Origin of the sequence: Lysinibacillus composti (genome assembly GCF_016908465.1) — a bacterium.
GTDB classification, from domain to species: Bacteria; Bacillota; Bacilli; order Bacillales_A; family Planococcaceae; genus Ureibacillus; species Ureibacillus composti_A.
This window is the reverse complement of sequence record NZ_JAFBDY010000003.1, coordinates 69,018-83,924: the sequence shown is the minus strand read 5'-3', so window position 1 is coordinate 83,924 and position 14,907 is coordinate 69,018. Positions and strand designations below refer to the sequence as shown.

The following is a 14,907-nucleotide window of genomic DNA, read 5'->3' as shown; positions in this document are numbered from 1 at the left end:
TTGAAATTCTCGATTCAATCACGCCGAGATTCTCAATCCAATGAATTGAAGAAGCTCGCTATTACCTATTTACAAGAATTCGGACTCACTTATGATGATGATCAACCTGATATTGTAATCTCAATAGGTGGTGATGGAACACTACTACATGCATTTCATCGCCATTCTGAACGACTAGATAAAGTGGCATTTGTTGGAATTCATACTGGGCATTTAGGTTTTTATGCAGATTGGAAACCATCAGAATTAGAAAAATTAGTACTTTCAATTGCAAAAAAAGAGCTCACTGTTGTGGAATACCCATTGCTTGAAGTAACGGTACATCATAAAAGTGGGGATTGTGAAAAATATTTAGCTCTAAATGAAGCAACCATTAAATCACCAGATGTAACTCTTGTTATGGATATCGAATTAAATGGCAATCAGTTTGAACGGTTCCGTGGTGATGGTTTATGTCTCTCCACGCCATCTGGTAGTACAGCCTACAATAAGGCTTTAGGTGGAGCTATTATTCATCCGAATTTACAGGCATTCCAGCTTACTGAAATGGCATCCATTAATAACCGAGTTTTTCGTACTGTAGGCTCATCGCTTGTATTACCAGCCCATCATAATTGTACATTGAAACCAGTAAGTGATCAGAAGTTTAATATGACAGTTGACCATATACACCTTATTCAACATGATTTAGAATCAGTGAAGTTTAATGTAGCATCTGAACGAGTTCGATTTGCGCGCTTTAGACCATTTCCATTTTGGGAACGAGTACATGATTCATTCGTTTCAAATGATTAAACATTGAGGTTTTTATGATTAATAATAATGCATTTACATTAAAATTTTATGCTACTTCTGATGGCGAATTATTACGTCATGCAATAGAAAAACAAGGCATTTCAAAAAGAGCTCTTACTGATATAAAGTTTTATGGGGGTAATATTTTGGTAAACGGACAGGAACGAAATGTCCGTCACCTGTTACAGAAAAGTGATGAAATAACAATCATTTTTCCACCAGAAGAACCTAGTAAAGGGCTTGTCGCTGAATTTAGTGATTTAAATATAGTATATGAAGACCAATCTTTTTTGATAGTCGATAAACCTGCCTTTATGAATACGATTCCTTCAAGAGAGCACCCTACAGGAAGTATTGCAAATTTTCTACTAGGCTATTTCGAAAAAAAGGGGATTGCCTCTACAATTCATATTGTGACACGATTAGATCGTGACACATCAGGTTTATTATGTATTGCAAAACATCGACATATTCACCATTTAATGGGGCTTCAACAAGAACAAGGGCTCATAAATAAGCAATACGAAGCAATTGTTCATGGACATTTAAATGATGATGGACTCTCCATTAAAGCACCGATTGGAAGAAAAGATACGAGCATCATTGAAAGAGAGGTCCGAGAAGACGGGCAATTCGCACATACAAATGTGATCGTATTAAAAAGAGGATTTACAATTAAAGGTGATCCCATAAGTCTTGTAAGATTGAGGTTATATACAGGAAGAACTCATCAAATTCGTGTTCATATGGCCCATATTGGACATCCATTAGTTGGCGATGACCTTTATGGGGGAAGTCGTGAATTGATTAATCGACAAGCACTACACTGTGTATATCTAGAAATGATTCATCCACTTACAAAAGAAAGTATTTCCATAGCAAGTAGGATTAGCCAAGATATGGAGACATTACTGGTTAGAAATAATTAACAAGTCAAGTCGTATTTAATTTATCAAGATGTTCGACTATTCGAGCATCTTTTCTATTTGTAGGGAGATATGGTATTCAGTGTGAAGTAATGGAAGATTTTTAGACATACATAGTTAAAAAAGTTTTTTTATGTTAAAAAAAGATGTTTACGTACACGAAGAAGCATCCTATTATTAGGTTTGAGATGAAAGGAGGGGACATGCATGATAGAACAAAACGAAAAAAATGAAGTGCCGTTTGATGAGGAATATTTACGACAGTTACTCATTGATGAAAAAATTGAAGAATTCCGTGAATATTTTTTAGCACTTCATCCGTATGATCAGGCACAATTTTATGAGAAGGTTGGACCTGATATACGTGGGGTCATGTATCTATTCTTGTCTCCTCGAGAAATGGCATCAATTTTTGAGGCAATTGAATTAGACGATGAAGAATATCAACCTTTTTTAAATGAAATGAATACAGCTTACGGTGCAGAGATGCTTACTTATATGTACACAGATGATGCTGTAGACGTATTAAATGAACTGGATAAAGAGCATCGTGATAGCTATTTAAAAATAATGGATAGTGAAACAGTTGAAGAAATTAATGAACTACTAGGGTATGAGGAATATACTGCCGGTTCAATTATGACAACTGAGTACGTATCTATTTTAGAAAATTCCACTGTCCGTTCAGCGATGGCGGTACTTCGAAAAGAAGCTCCAAATGCAGAAACAATTTATTATGTTTTTGTTGTTGATGGTGATCATTGTTTGACAGGGGTTATCTCATTACGTGATTTAATTATATCTGAGGAAGACACACTGATTCGTGACATTATGAATGAGCGAGTTGTTCATGTCAAAGTATCAGATGACCAAGAAGATATTGCTCAAATATTTAAAGATTATAATTTCTTAGCTCTTCCTGTTGTAAATGACAAGAATGAACTTCAAGGGATCATAACGGTCGATGATATCATTGATGTAATGGATGAAGAAGCATCTGATGACTATTCTAAATTAGCAGGTATTTCAGATGTAGATGATATTGATGCAGGACCATTTAAGGCTGCAAAACAACGTCTACCTTGGCTCATCATGCTATTATTCTTAGGAATGATTACAGCGAGTTTAATGGGTAAATTTGAAGCAACACTCGACAAAGTGGCTATGCTTGCATTATTTATTCCTTTAATTTCTGGTACATCAGGTAATAGTGGTACACAAGCACTTGCGGTCGCTGTTAGAGGGATTGCTACTGGAGAAATAAACGATAAAAGTAAAGTGAAAATGTTGCTCCGGGAAATTTGTACTGGATTAATTACTGGCATTGTTTGCGGATTACTAGTTGTTGGAATTGTCTTCGTTTGGAAGCATACATTTATTATCGGCTTGTTAGTAGGGGCCGCAATCTGTTGCTCAATTCTTGTTGCAACAATCGCAGGTTCATTTATTCCATTGTTGATTCATAAATTAGGCGTTGACCCTGCAGTTGCATCGGGTCCTTTTATTACAACGTTAAATGACGTCACAAGTATTTTAATTTATTTAGGGTTAGCAACTACTCTGTTAAGTCAGATTGGGTAGCAAACAAAAGGAATAAGATTCACGAAAAAAAACATTTTGCATATTTTATGGAAAAAAGGATGTGTAAAATGATACAAGAACCGTTACTATTTATTCCAACACCTCCGTTTTATTACGTTGAGGTGGAAGATCAAGTAGAATCAGAGCGAGAAGAAGTGTATTTTGAAGAAAGTACTTCAGTGTATGAAATTCAACGTGCTGAACGAGTAACAGACTTAGTGATCGCCAGGCAATTAAGTTATTTTAGTCAACCAATGAATGGTCGTTTATTACAATTCTATTTAAAAAATGGTGAAGTAGTTATTGGTATGATTGAAGAGTTGAATAATTCAATTGTTAAAATCAAGACTGCACAAGAATCAAAGATAATTAATGGTAATGATATTGAAGAAATTACAGTAAAGTAAAGAAAGTCGGCAAATCTTAAATAGAAGATTTGCCGACTTTTATTTGAAAAAAATTAAGCAAGTAAGTATCGTACATTTAGTTTTGTATAAGATAAATTTGACGTTATAAAAGTGGGGTTTTTAAAGTTAAACGAATCCTGCCCTAGGGACAGGATTCGTTATTAATTATGATTTAGTATGAATAATGGAGTATATTTTATAATAACTGAAGTTTATTTAGTGTTTACAAACATCAAGGTCAACGTCTGCGATACATTGTACTGCAGTGAAGTTATTTAAATCTACAGTAACACATGTTTCTGTTTTTTCGAAATCATCAATATCATCGAATGCTTCTGGATTTAATTCACCATTTTGAACAACGTCATCTACTATGCCGTTATTATCTTTGCCTTTACCGCCACCGCCGCCGCCGCCGCCGTGGTTGTGATTGTTATCCCCGATAGGAGCTAATGCACGTAATGTTGCACAGCAATCACCAAAAATATCTTCTACACGGAAGAAAGGAGTAACAAAGAAATTATTGTTATTCTTTCCGTCTTTACCGCCTTTACCATCTTTACCGTCTTTTCCATCTCGACCGTCTTTACGATCATTATCCATATCAGCTTTAGCTACTACTGTGAATGGAGAGCCGTCTTTATTGAGTAACATGAAAACACGAGTGTCGGCATGGCGTGCTTGGTGTTTGATACCACCAAGTGGCTCAACGAAGCAACTTGTTCCACAAGAATCACAATCATGATGATTATGACGTCTTGCACGATTTTGAAGCTCTAAAATAGTTTTTACAACCTCGCAAACACATCCTTTATCATGACGATCAGATGTACCCTCGACATTATTTCTTCCACAACCCATTATTGAGTCACCTCTCTTATGATTACTTCACTCTACAATATGTCGATACGGATATTAAAACAGGGCGAATGTCCATAGGCGCATAAAATAGGCGAATTTTTTTAGAAGAAATTATTCCACCAAAGTTAAGTGCCTTGACTGAATAGTTTCATTTTTTTGTGCGCATAATTGATAGAAAAGGGGGTTGAACTTTGAAAAAAATGGCATTAACCTTTTTCTTCGTCCCGTTTTTTTTAGTTGGATGTTCTTCAGCAAATGAACAAACAATTAGGATATATAATGAGAGTGAAGTTGGAGGAGTACGCGCGGATGTCGAAGGAGTCATTGCTGAAACAGATGAAGTGTATAACGGAATTGCAGTTTTTGTCGAAGATGAATTGCTAGTATCACTTCAAGTTAAGCCATGGTTAGCCTTCAAAAAACAAAAGATAGAAGAAAGAGTTCAGAAACAATTTGACGAACAATATCCTGATTTAAATGTATTAGTGTCAACAGATTTTAAGTTGTATTGGGAATCGGAGAAATTGTTAGAAGAGAAAGATCAACAAAAAGTAGTCGACGAAGTACAAAAGCTTAAGGAATTAGCGAAGGAGGAAACATAATGGATGCAGAACAATATCAGAGTATAGAGCAACAAATTACACCTCCTACTCCTTATCTAAAAAACGTTTTAAAAGCGTTCCTTATAGGAGGAATTATTTGTACAATTGGACATGCTATTACGTACTTTTATATTATATTTTTCGACTTTACTGAAAAAACATCAGGAAACCCAACTGTTGCTACGATGGTTTTAATTGCTGCAATCTTAACCGGGCTAGGGTTGTACCGTAAACTAGGACAATTTGCAGGGGCAGGAAGTGCAGTGCCTGTAACCGGATTTAGTAATGCAGTTGTTTCTGCAGCAATTGAGGGTAGAACTGAAGGGCTGGTTCTAGGTGTGGGTAGTAATATATTTAAGCTAGCAGGTTCTGTTATATTATTTGGTGTCTTTTCCGCTTTCTTTGTTGCCTTAATAAAATTAATTCTTGTTTCATTGGGCGTAGTCGAATGGTAATAGTATTTCAATCGAAACCATCGATTCTTGCTTGTGGGGCTGTAGCGGGGCCTTTAGAAAAGAAAAGTGTATTTTATTCCTATTTTGATTCAGTAGTAGATGATGAACGATGGGGACAAAAAACCAATGAGCAAGGTCATTCGAAGATGATTCAAGAAGCATGTGATATTGTCATGCAAAAGGCAAATATCAAAAATTTAGATGTTGACTTCTTTTTAAGCGGAGATTTAGTCAATCAAATGACACCAACCAACTTTGCTGCTAGGGAAATAGCTGTTTCATTTATTGGGATGTTCTCAGCATGTGCAACATCTGTTTCTTCAGTTATTGTAGCAAGTTTACTAACAGAATTAGGTGCTTCACAACATGCCATAGCAGGTGCATCAAGTCAACATAATTCTGTTGAACGACAATTTCGTTATCCTATTAATTATGGAGGGCCAAAACCTGCAACAGCTCAATGGACTGTTACGGCTGCAGGATATGCGCTAATTGGGAAACATAATCCAAAGTATCCATCAATTGTTGCTGCAACAGTTGGCAAAGTAATTGATTACGGTCAAACAGATCCACTGCATATGGGTGGCGCAATGGCTCCTGCAGCCTACGATACAATTACAAATCATTTGAAAAAAAGAAATCAAAAAATAACCGACTATGATTTAATTATGACAGGTGATTTAGGAAAAATCGGATTAAAGATCTTAAAAGCCATGTTTGCGCAAACCGGAACAAAACAACAGGAACTGCAGCTATTTCGTGATGCTGGTGCGGAGTTTTATGGAGAGGATGAGTCCTTTTTAGCGGGTGCTAGTGGAGCTGGTTGTTCAGCTGCTGTATATTACAGTTACATTGATCAACAGTTAAAAAGTGGACGTTATAAAAAAGTATTACTTGTTGCAACTGGCGCGCTTCTTTCTCCTCTTTCGTTTCAACAAGGGGAGTCAATTCCTTGTACAGCACATGCAATTGAAATTACGATAGAGTGAGGCGGGAATATGGTTTTCTTTGATTTTTTAATGGCATTTATAATAGGTGGTATTATTTGTGCAATTGGTCAATTAATTATGGATGTTGGGAAACTAACACCAGGGCATACGCTTTCAATATTAGTTGTTGCGGGAGCAGTATTAGATGGTTTAGGTTTATATGAGCCTTTAATTGACTGGGCTGGTGCTGGTGCCACAATCCCAATTACATCATTCGGAAATTCTTTAACTCATGGTGCTTTAGCTGAGGCAGAAAAGCATGGCTGGGTTGGTGTTTTGACAGGAATGTTTGAAGTGACAAGTTCAGGAATAAGTGCTGCAATTGTATTTGGATTTATTGCTGCATTTATTTTTAAACCAAAAGGTAAAGCAGATTAGACGAATACCCCACTTTCCTTTGTATTACTGCATAGTATACAAAGTGAAAGGAGGGGTTTTTTATGTGGAATAATTGTGGATGTGGTGGCAACCAAGTGAGTCCTGCATATGATAATTATGGACCTGATTTCTGCGGTCAAGTAAGTCCATCATATGATTATGGAAAGGAAAAATGTGGAAGTTCAGTTTTTGTATTAATCGTTGTATTATTCATTCTTTTAATCATTGTTGGATGCTCTTTTAAGTAAGGGGTGAGAGATTATGACTAATCCATTTTTCAGACAAATCGAAAATAAAACTGGTGTAGAGATGGAAGAAATTTTTGCACTGGCAAATGCAATACAACATGCTGATTTTACGAATGAAAAACAAGTACGTAAAATTGTACGTAAAGTAGGCAAATTAGCAAATAAACAAATTTCGAAAGACTTAGAAGATCAAATTGTAAATTCCATCATTAAAGACGGTTCTTCTTTAGATTTAAGCAAAATTCAAAAAATGATGGGATAACTCCACTCGGATTATTAAAATTAATATTCTATTAATTAAACTAAATTTAGCGCAATTTAAAATAAAGTGTAGACAAAGTACGTCCTTTGTCTACACTTTATTTACAACAGAATTTATTTTATATAAGTTTTTCCATTGCCCGATGTGGAATGTTTGCATCCAGAAATTCAGGCGAAGTTACTTTAAAATTTAACTTTTCATAAAATGGTATTGCATAACTTTGCGCGTTAAGTTTTAACTTCTTCCATCCATGTTTAGTAGCATAGTTTTCAACTGCCTGCATAATGAGAATACCCAATCTTTTCCCACGATATTCTCGTAGTACACAAACACGTTCCACTTTTCCGATTCTATGTTCTAATTCACGAAGTCGAGAAGCACCAATTACTTTTTCCCCATCTTTTAGTATAAAATGTACAGCCGACGCGTCATGCTCATCGAGTTCAAGATGTACTGGCACCCCTTGTTCTTCTACAAAAACTTTTTTTCGAATTTCAAAAGCGAAATCGAGTTCTTCTTTTGTATCAACAATTTTGGCCTCGAACACCTTAGTTTTCATCCCCAGTTAATCGGTAAGTTTCAAATGTTGTCCAGGAACCGTCTTCTAATTGATACAATAAGTGAATTCGATCGATGGTATCATGTTCATTTACACCAATCATGCGTAATTGACCGAAAATGTCATCATGTTCAGATGCAGTAATATCTTGTGCAATTGTTATATGAGGAGCAAAAACGTGTTTAGGTTGGCCAAGGTTTATTTGTGATTTAAGTTCTTCATAAAGATTCGTTAATTGTTCAGTTTGTTCGATTTTGAAGTAGATCACATTTGTCGTAGGGAAAAAAGAACTGACTTTTGTTGCGTGTATTTTTAATGGTTCAAAATTACTTGCGATTTTTTCAATCGTATCAGAAATTTTACTAATCTCAGATTCATCCGCCTCGAACGCTTCTTTTAAGGTAATATGCGGAGTGATTTTCGTATAATGCGAATCATAACGTTTACGATAAGTATTCGCTAAATCTTGAAGTTTTTTTGATGGAAATGCTACAATCCCATATTTCATAGTCCGTTACCCCCATAATAAAATAATTTACATAATGATTATAACAGATTTGAAATATTTAGACATTTTAAAACATTAACTGAAATTTTTAATTAGTGCTCTCTTTAAATCTGGCTTCCAAAATTTCCACGAATGGTTGCCATCAAATTCTTCAAAAAATGTATCGTATCCTTTATTAACTAATAACTCGTGTAAGTGACGATTTGGTGTTAGGAAGTCTTTAATTTTCTTATCTGTTGTTAACACCTTTTCTTCTCCTGTGCCAACAATATGATAAATTGAAATTTTATCTTGAACATTAGACTCTTCTACTGCCTTTAACACGAACTCATCCACATAGGGTGATTGTAAAATTACTTTACTAAAAATATTAGGATACTTAAATGCAGCTAGTAATGAAGCAGTTGCTGCCATTGAATCACCTATTACTCCTCTGCTCGAACCTAATTGAATCGTCGAATATTCTTGATCGATATAGGGAATTAGTTCATGAGCTAAAAAACGTAGGTAAGCGATATTTTGATCGCCTTTAGGTATATATTTCCTTCTTCGATCTTGCACGTCTTTATATGGAACCCCAACAATAATAAGATCTTCAATTTCATAATCCTCAATTAACTGATCAGCAAGTCGAGCGATTCCACCTAATTGAAAATAATCTTTTCCATCAGAAGCGATTAAGAGATTATATTTATAAAGTGGGGTGTAGTTAGCAGGGATATATATTAGTATTTCCATTTCTTCTTGAAGCTCATTACTAAAAAGTGTAATGTCCTTAACTGTTCCTTTTTCCACGATGTTCCTCCTTAGTAATTATCTAAAGCATATGTGCTCTGCTTTTCATGATGATTAGTCCTTGCTATTCGGGACACTTTGACACTAGTCAGTACTAGTGTGTACAAGAGCAGTGAATGCTAACTGTGTGACGTTAGGTCGGCATTGCAATTGTACTTGTACTCACAGGATATTATTTTAAAGTCGGCGTGTGACTTGTGAACATGTCGTTTTCGTCAACAAAGTTCTTTACTAACAGCCTTTATGTAGCTCAATGTATAACTTTGTATGCTTTACCCATGTCTGTTTACGCTAGTTGTTGCGTGGGTGAAAGTGAATCCGGTAATGCTCACGTGGAATTAAACCCGATAATACCTAACATAGCCTTCACCGCTTTTCTTACCGAAATTGTATCATAAACGTTTGTTAGCGTGTATTATGTAGTAAGACGTATTCTAGTATAATAGATGAAATATTATTGACCATTTAACTATTTAGAAAAGAGGCCAGAAATGATGCATAATAAAAACGTACGTGTCCATTCTCAAGACGTGACAGCTGCCGCTAAAGCAGCTTTAATCCGTCGTGGTGTTAAAATAGAAGATATTGCTGAAATAGTACATGAAATGCAAAACCCCTATAATCCAGGTTTAACACTTGAACACTGTATTCATTCAGTAGAACGTGTTTTATCGAAACGTGAAGTTCAACATGCCTTATTAGTAGGAATTGAGCTTGATGAGTTAGCAGAAAAGAAAATGTTATCTGAGCCACTCCAAACGATTGTTGAATCAGATGAAGGGTTATTCGGAGTCGATGAAACAATTGCGATTGGTTCGGTTTTAACATATGGAAGTATTGCATTAACAACATACGGACATTTAGATAAGAAAAAAGTAGGGATTATTGAAAAATTAGATACGAAATCTGGAAATGGCATTAATACATTTTTAGATGACTTAGTAGGCAGTATTGCAGCAAGTGCAGCCTCCCGTATTGCTCATAAAATGCGAGACTTAGAAGAAGAAGGGGAAACGTTTGCAGATGTTCCTCCAGTTGTCCTGGGTCCAAAAACAGAATCAGATCAAGATGATGATGAATAAAGGATTATAACATAACAAAATGCATGATTTTCTTTAGAAACATGCATTTTTTTATGTTCAAAAATATTAACATTACATAGTGAAGTTATGATGATTATTTGAATGCAACACAGCAACAATTCAGAAGTGATAATTTGAAAAAATAAAAAACTATTAGCAAAAGGAACTTGTAAATAGATTCATCGTCATAAGAAAGAAAAAATGAGGTTTATTCTAATGATTGATTTGAAAACAATATTAACTACTGGAATTGTGATGATTTCAGTAATTATTTATTTGCTCTTTTTTTATCCATCAAAAGAGAGCACAACAACTGATCTTGATAATGAGGATGGATATAAAATCACCCCAGAATATGCTATGAAACTAACCGGTAATGAATTAATACCTGTTGAATATATATCTACAAATGACGGAGATACATTTAGAGTTAAAGTAAATGGTAAAGTAAAACGTGTTAGATTACTTATGATCGATACACCAGAAATGAATTATGAAGAGCAGAATCCAATGCCATACGCAGAAGAAGCAAAAGAATTTACGAGTACTCTATTAGAAAATGCGTCAAAAATTGAAATATTGTTTGATATTGGCGATGAAACCGATCATTACGGCAGATTATTATCTTATGTTTTCGTGGATGGTGTATTACTACAAGAAGCATTAATTAAGGAAGGGTATGCTGGAGTAAGATTTATTTATGAACCAAATAATACACTTGAAGAAGATCTTAAAGAAATACAACTAGTGGCGGAAAACAAAAAAATAAACATTTGGGAAAATGAAAATTATTTACAAAAAGATGGATATCACCCAGAAATCATTCAACAATAAATGGAATTAGTGCTGGTTCTATATTTAACGGAAAAATATTCCCTTATTTTAAAAAAAGCAATGAAAATAGGATAAATAGCGGAAGAAATTTCCCTTATCGACCTTAATAAAGCTAAAATAGGGGGATTTTATTATGTATAAAGGAAGAATATTCCCTTATATCACCTAGAATCAGATCTGGTTCTGTAATTAACGGAAAAATATTCCCTTATTTTAAAAAAAGCAATGAAAATAGGATAAATAGCGGAAGAAATTTCCCTTATCGACCTTAATAAAGCCAAAATAGGGGAATTTTATTATGTATAAGGGAAGAATATTCCCTTATATCACCTGGAATCTGGCCTGGTTCAATATTTAACGGAAAAATATTCCCTTAATTAGAAAAGCAATGAAAAAAGGTTGAGGAGAAATTTCCCTTAAGAAAAATGCCGCAAGTGGAAATACAAACTTTTAGGTATTTTTTATACAGAAAGACAAAATTCCAATGAGAATTAATAGTTTATTTTGCCATTAAAAAATCAAAGGGCTGCTTTCGAATTTAATCGAAAGCAGCCCATTTTTAAAAATGTTCATTTTAACAATTTATACAACTTCCTGTGAATCAATATGATCATCAAATGCTTCTTCCTCATCTGGAATTACTTCTTCGTCTGGCAATTCTTCTTCGCTTAATGCATTGCTTAAGTATAAAAAAGATTCGTTCTCTAATTGATGAATTTTTTCCTCATTTAAGCCAATGGATAAAGGACCTGAAAAGATTCCTCCCCACCAAGTATCAGTCGAAATCATATAAATTGCCTCCTTTGGGTTAATTCCTTAATTTATTAAAGAATAACTCATTTCTTTTAAAAGGAATTATGTTAGAAGTTGTAGTAAATTGTACATAGTTATTATTCGCAGTAGATTTTATTTTATGTATTAAAGGAGAATGAAATAATAATGACATATTTCACTCATGATGATGTGGAACAAATGATTGAAGAGCAGAAAGCGCTTTATTATTCAGGGGTAACAAAAGATATAAGTTTTAGAAAATCTCAACTACAAAAATTAAAATTATCGATAAAAAAATATGAAAAAGAAGTTCTTCACGCTCTTAAAGTAGACCTTAATAAAAGTGAATTTGAAGCGTATGCTAATGAAGTTGGATTTGTATTGGATAGTATTCAATATATGCTAAAAAATATCGATGAGTGGGCGGAGCCAGTTCCAGTTAAAACGCCAATTCAATTTCAACCAGCAAAAAGCTTTATTGTTCATGATCCTTATGGTGTAGTACTAATCATTGGACCATTTAATTATCCGTTTCAATTAGTTATGGAACCCTTAATTGGAGCAATTATTGGCGGAAATACGGCAATTGTAAAGCCTTCCGAATCATCAGTAGAAACTTGCAAAATTGTAAAAAAAATTATCGAGGAAACATTTGAATCAAATTATGTTCGCGTTGTAGAAGGAGAAAAAGAAGAAGTAACTGCCCTAATACATGCCCCGTTTGATTATATTTTCTTCACAGGTAGTGTGGCCGTTGGAAAAATAGTCATGCGCGCGGCTTCAGAAAGACTTACTCCCATTACATTAGAATTGGGTGGGAAAAGTCCGGCCATTGTGGATCACACGGCAAACATAGATGTGGCAGTAAAAAGAATTGCTTGGGGTAAGTTTAATAATAATGGGCAAACTTGTGTAGCTCCCGATTATTGTTTAGTTCATGCTTCTGTTTATGATGAGTTCGTAACAAAATTAAAATTAGTAATTAAAGATTTTTTCGGCGAAGATGCTATGAACAGTGAAGATTATGGACGAATCATAAATGATCGTCAATTCAATCGATTAGTAAGTATTTTACAATTAGAAAAACAAAATATTTCATATGGGGGTAAGGTGGATCCTAAAAGTCGATATATTGAACCAACAATCGTTGAAGGTGTAAATTGGTCGAGTCCAGTGATGGAAGACGAGATTTTTGGTCCTATTCTTCCAATTTTGACGTTTGAACATTTAGGAAAGGCATTTAATGAGATTCGCAAAAAGCCAAAACCACTTGCAGCCTATTTCTTTTCAGAACACGAAAAAGCAATTGATTACTTTTTACAGGAACTTTCTTTTGGTGGTGGGTGTGTTAATGATACGGTAATTCAGTGTGGAAATCCATACCTTCCATTTGGCGGAGTAGGACCTTCAGGAATGAATGCCTACCACGGAAAAGCAAGCTTCGATACTTTTACACATTCAAAATCAATTATGAAGCGTTCATCTAAGTTTTCTAACAATATTTTATTTCCTCCATATAAACAAAAAGTGAAATTAGTTCGTAAGATTATAAAATAGTATAAAAGTCTTGATTAAAAGGTGTTCCATTTTTTTCTTTTGATTAATTTTTACCTTATTTTATTAACATCAAAAAAATCTTTAAACGAATGCTATAATATATAGATATAAAATCACAAAAAATACTCATTTCTAATAACTGTTGCGAATCGTAACAGTTATTAATACATAAAAATATGTCGATTATTGACGGATTTTGATATGATATAAGGGTTGAGGGGGCTTTTTAATGAAGCATGTTTTTGATGAGAAGAGCACAGTTATTTTACTTGACCAGCTTGTCCATATTGCTAGTCCAAGTGGTTATACAAAAGAAATTATGAAATTTATTGAATCATATATAAAAGGACTAGAAATTCCTTATAAAAGAACGAATAAAGGTGCCATTATTGCTACAGTTAAAGGTGAAAACGACCAGCAACATCGTTTGTTTACTGCACATACAGATACACTTGGTGCGATGGTAAAAGAGGTAAAAACAAATGGCCGTTTAAAACTTACAATGGTAGGTGGATTCAATTGGAATGCTGTTGAAGGTGAATATTGTACGATTCACACTGCCAGTGGTAAAAAAATTCGTGGTACCATTTTAATGCATGAAACAACAGTTCATGTTTATCGAAATGCTGGTGAGCTAAAACGTGATGAAAATCATATAGAAGTTCGGATTGATGAGAAGGTAAAAAATGATGTAGATGTTCGAAAAGTTGGTATCGAAGTAGGAGATTTTGTCTCCTTTGATCCGCGATTCGAAGTGACGGACTCAGGTTTCATTAAATCTCGTCATTTAGATGATAAAGCCAGTACAGCATTATTAATGCAATTAATGAAATATATTAAAAATAATAATATCAAACTACCTTACACAACTCATTTCTATATTTCTAATAACGAAGAAATTGGGTACGGTGGGAATTCCAATATACCTTCTGAAGTTGTGGATTATATTGCTGTTGATATGGGGGCAATAGGTGATGGTCAAAGTTCTGATGAATATACAGTATCAATCTGTGCAAAGGATTCAAGCGGCCCATATCATTATGAATTAACACGTTATATTGTTGAGTTAGCCAAAAAGAATCAAATCAATTATAAGCTTGATATATATCCTCATTACGGTTCAGATGCATCTGCAGCAATACGTGCAGGCTTCGATGTAAGACATGCATTATTTGGACCAGGAATAGAATCGTCACATGCTTATGAACGGACACATCTTGATTCATTAAAAGAGACTGCAGAGTTACTATATGTTTTTGTTACTTCACCTATTGTTGAATTGGAGGGTTAATGT

19 protein-coding genes are annotated in these 14,907 nt (G+C 34.4%); 14 read left to right on the top strand and 5 right to left on the bottom strand.

All coding sequences use genetic code 11. From position 1 onward, the window contains the following. From JOD29_RS05675 to JOD29_RS05660, 4 genes are all read left to right on the top strand, one after another. Nucleotides 1-795, top strand: coding sequence for an NAD kinase (locus tag JOD29_RS05675; RefSeq protein ID WP_124763672.1), 795 nt, complete (start codon nt 1-3; stop codon nt 793-795). Nucleotides 796-809: 14 nt separating this feature from the next. Next, a complete protein-coding gene (locus JOD29_RS05670; RefSeq protein ID WP_124763671.1) occupies nt 810-1,724 on the top strand; it encodes an RluA family pseudouridine synthase in 915 nt (304 codons plus the stop codon). Nucleotides 1,725-1,928: 204 nt separating this feature from the next. Then, entirely contained in the window at nt 1,929-3,302 is a 1,374-nt protein-coding gene (mgtE, locus tag JOD29_RS05665) for a magnesium transporter (RefSeq protein ID WP_124763670.1), read from the top strand. A gap of 68 nt (nt 3,303-3,370) precedes the next feature. Further along, a complete protein-coding gene (locus JOD29_RS05660; RefSeq protein ID WP_124763669.1) occupies nt 3,371-3,709 on the top strand; it encodes a hypothetical protein in 339 nt (112 codons plus the stop codon). A gap of 216 nt (nt 3,710-3,925) precedes the next feature. On the opposite strand, the gene JOD29_RS05655 is transcribed toward JOD29_RS05660, so the two are convergent. After that, a complete protein-coding gene (locus JOD29_RS05655; RefSeq protein ID WP_124763668.1) occupies nt 3,926-4,570 on the bottom strand; it encodes a CotY/CotZ family spore coat protein in 645 nt (214 codons plus the stop codon). A gap of 191 nt (nt 4,571-4,761) precedes the next feature. On the opposite strand from JOD29_RS05655, the gene JOD29_RS05650 reads away from it, so the two are divergent. The 6 genes from JOD29_RS05650 to JOD29_RS05625 all read left to right on the top strand — a co-directional run bounded on the left by JOD29_RS05650 (nt 4,762) and on the right by JOD29_RS05625 (nt 7,504). Beyond that, nucleotides 4,762-5,172, top strand: a complete 411-nt coding sequence (locus JOD29_RS05650; RefSeq protein ID WP_124763667.1) for a hypothetical protein — start codon at nt 4,762-4,764, stop codon at nt 5,170-5,172. After that, a complete protein-coding gene (gene spoVAC, locus JOD29_RS05645) occupies nt 5,172-5,627 on the top strand; it encodes a stage V sporulation protein AC (RefSeq protein WP_124763666.1) in 456 nt (151 codons plus the stop codon). Before JOD29_RS05650 ends, spoVAC begins: the two co-directional genes overlap by 1 nt. Continuing rightward, on the top strand, nt 5,621-6,616 hold the full coding sequence (locus JOD29_RS05640; RefSeq protein WP_124763665.1) for a stage V sporulation protein AD: 996 nt from the start codon (nt 5,621-5,623) through the stop codon (nt 6,614-6,616). Before spoVAC ends, JOD29_RS05640 begins: the two co-directional genes overlap by 7 nt. A gap of 9 nt (nt 6,617-6,625) precedes the next feature. Next, nucleotides 6,626-6,994 carry a stage V sporulation protein AE gene (gene spoVAE, locus JOD29_RS05635; protein WP_124763664.1) on the top strand — a complete coding sequence of 123 codons (369 nt, stop codon included), beginning with the start codon at nt 6,626-6,628 and terminating at the stop codon, nt 6,992-6,994. A 62-nt stretch (nt 6,995-7,056) separates the two neighbouring features. Further along, nucleotides 7,057-7,242 (top strand): YjcZ family sporulation protein, encoded by a 186-nt coding sequence (locus JOD29_RS20585; RefSeq protein ID WP_124763663.1) that lies wholly within the window; start codon nt 7,057-7,059, stop codon nt 7,240-7,242. 13 nt (nt 7,243-7,255) lie between these two features. Continuing rightward, the gene (locus JOD29_RS05625) at nt 7,256-7,504 is read left to right on the top strand and encodes a stage VI sporulation protein F (protein WP_124763662.1); all 249 of its coding nucleotides are present in this window, start codon (nt 7,256-7,258) and stop codon (nt 7,502-7,504) included. A 118-nt stretch (nt 7,505-7,622) separates the two neighbouring features. Here the strand turns inward: JOD29_RS05625 and JOD29_RS05620 are convergent, their stop codons facing one another. The 3 genes from JOD29_RS05620 to JOD29_RS05610 all read right to left on the bottom strand — a co-directional run bounded on the left by JOD29_RS05620 (nt 7,623) and on the right by JOD29_RS05610 (nt 9,366). Further along, entirely contained in the window at nt 7,623-8,051 is a 429-nt protein-coding gene (locus JOD29_RS05620) for a GNAT family N-acetyltransferase (RefSeq protein ID WP_124763661.1), read from the bottom strand. A gap of 1 nt (nt 8,052) precedes the next feature. Continuing rightward, nucleotides 8,053-8,571: a YjcG family protein gene (locus tag JOD29_RS05615; protein ID WP_124763660.1), complete on the bottom strand. Its 519-nt coding sequence runs from the start codon at nt 8,569-8,571 to the stop codon at nt 8,053-8,055. A gap of 75 nt (nt 8,572-8,646) precedes the next feature. Next, nucleotides 8,647-9,366, bottom strand: a complete 720-nt coding sequence (locus tag JOD29_RS05610; protein ID WP_124763659.1) for an alpha/beta hydrolase — start codon at nt 9,364-9,366, stop codon at nt 8,647-8,649. 494 nt (nt 9,367-9,860) lie between these two features. On the opposite strand from JOD29_RS05610, the gene JOD29_RS05605 reads away from it, so the two are divergent. Together JOD29_RS05605 and JOD29_RS05600 are read left to right on the top strand one after the other, a co-directional pair. Further along, complete coding sequence (locus JOD29_RS05605) at nt 9,861-10,448, top strand: phosphatidylglycerophosphatase A family protein (RefSeq protein ID WP_124763783.1); 588 nt, start codon at nt 9,861-9,863, stop codon at nt 10,446-10,448. A 216-nt stretch (nt 10,449-10,664) separates the two neighbouring features. Next, nucleotides 10,665-11,282: a thermonuclease family protein gene (locus JOD29_RS05600; protein WP_158610527.1), complete on the top strand. Its 618-nt coding sequence runs from the start codon at nt 10,665-10,667 to the stop codon at nt 11,280-11,282. A gap of 582 nt (nt 11,283-11,864) precedes the next feature. Here JOD29_RS05600 and JOD29_RS05595 read toward each other — a convergent pair. After that, nucleotides 11,865-12,071 (bottom strand): hypothetical protein, encoded by a 207-nt coding sequence (locus JOD29_RS05595; RefSeq protein WP_124763657.1) that lies wholly within the window; start codon nt 12,069-12,071, stop codon nt 11,865-11,867. A 150-nt stretch (nt 12,072-12,221) separates the two neighbouring features. On the opposite strand from JOD29_RS05595, the gene JOD29_RS05590 reads away from it, so the two are divergent. Both JOD29_RS05590 and JOD29_RS05585 read left to right on the top strand, forming a co-directional pair. Then, a complete protein-coding gene (locus tag JOD29_RS05590; RefSeq protein ID WP_124763656.1) occupies nt 12,222-13,613 on the top strand; it encodes an aldehyde dehydrogenase in 1,392 nt (463 codons plus the stop codon). Between the two features lie 229 nt (nt 13,614-13,842). Next, nucleotides 13,843-14,904 carry a M42 family metallopeptidase gene (locus JOD29_RS05585; protein ID WP_124763655.1) on the top strand — a complete coding sequence of 354 codons (1,062 nt, stop codon included), beginning with the start codon at nt 13,843-13,845 and terminating at the stop codon, nt 14,902-14,904. Nucleotides 14,905-14,907: the final 3 nt, after the last annotated feature.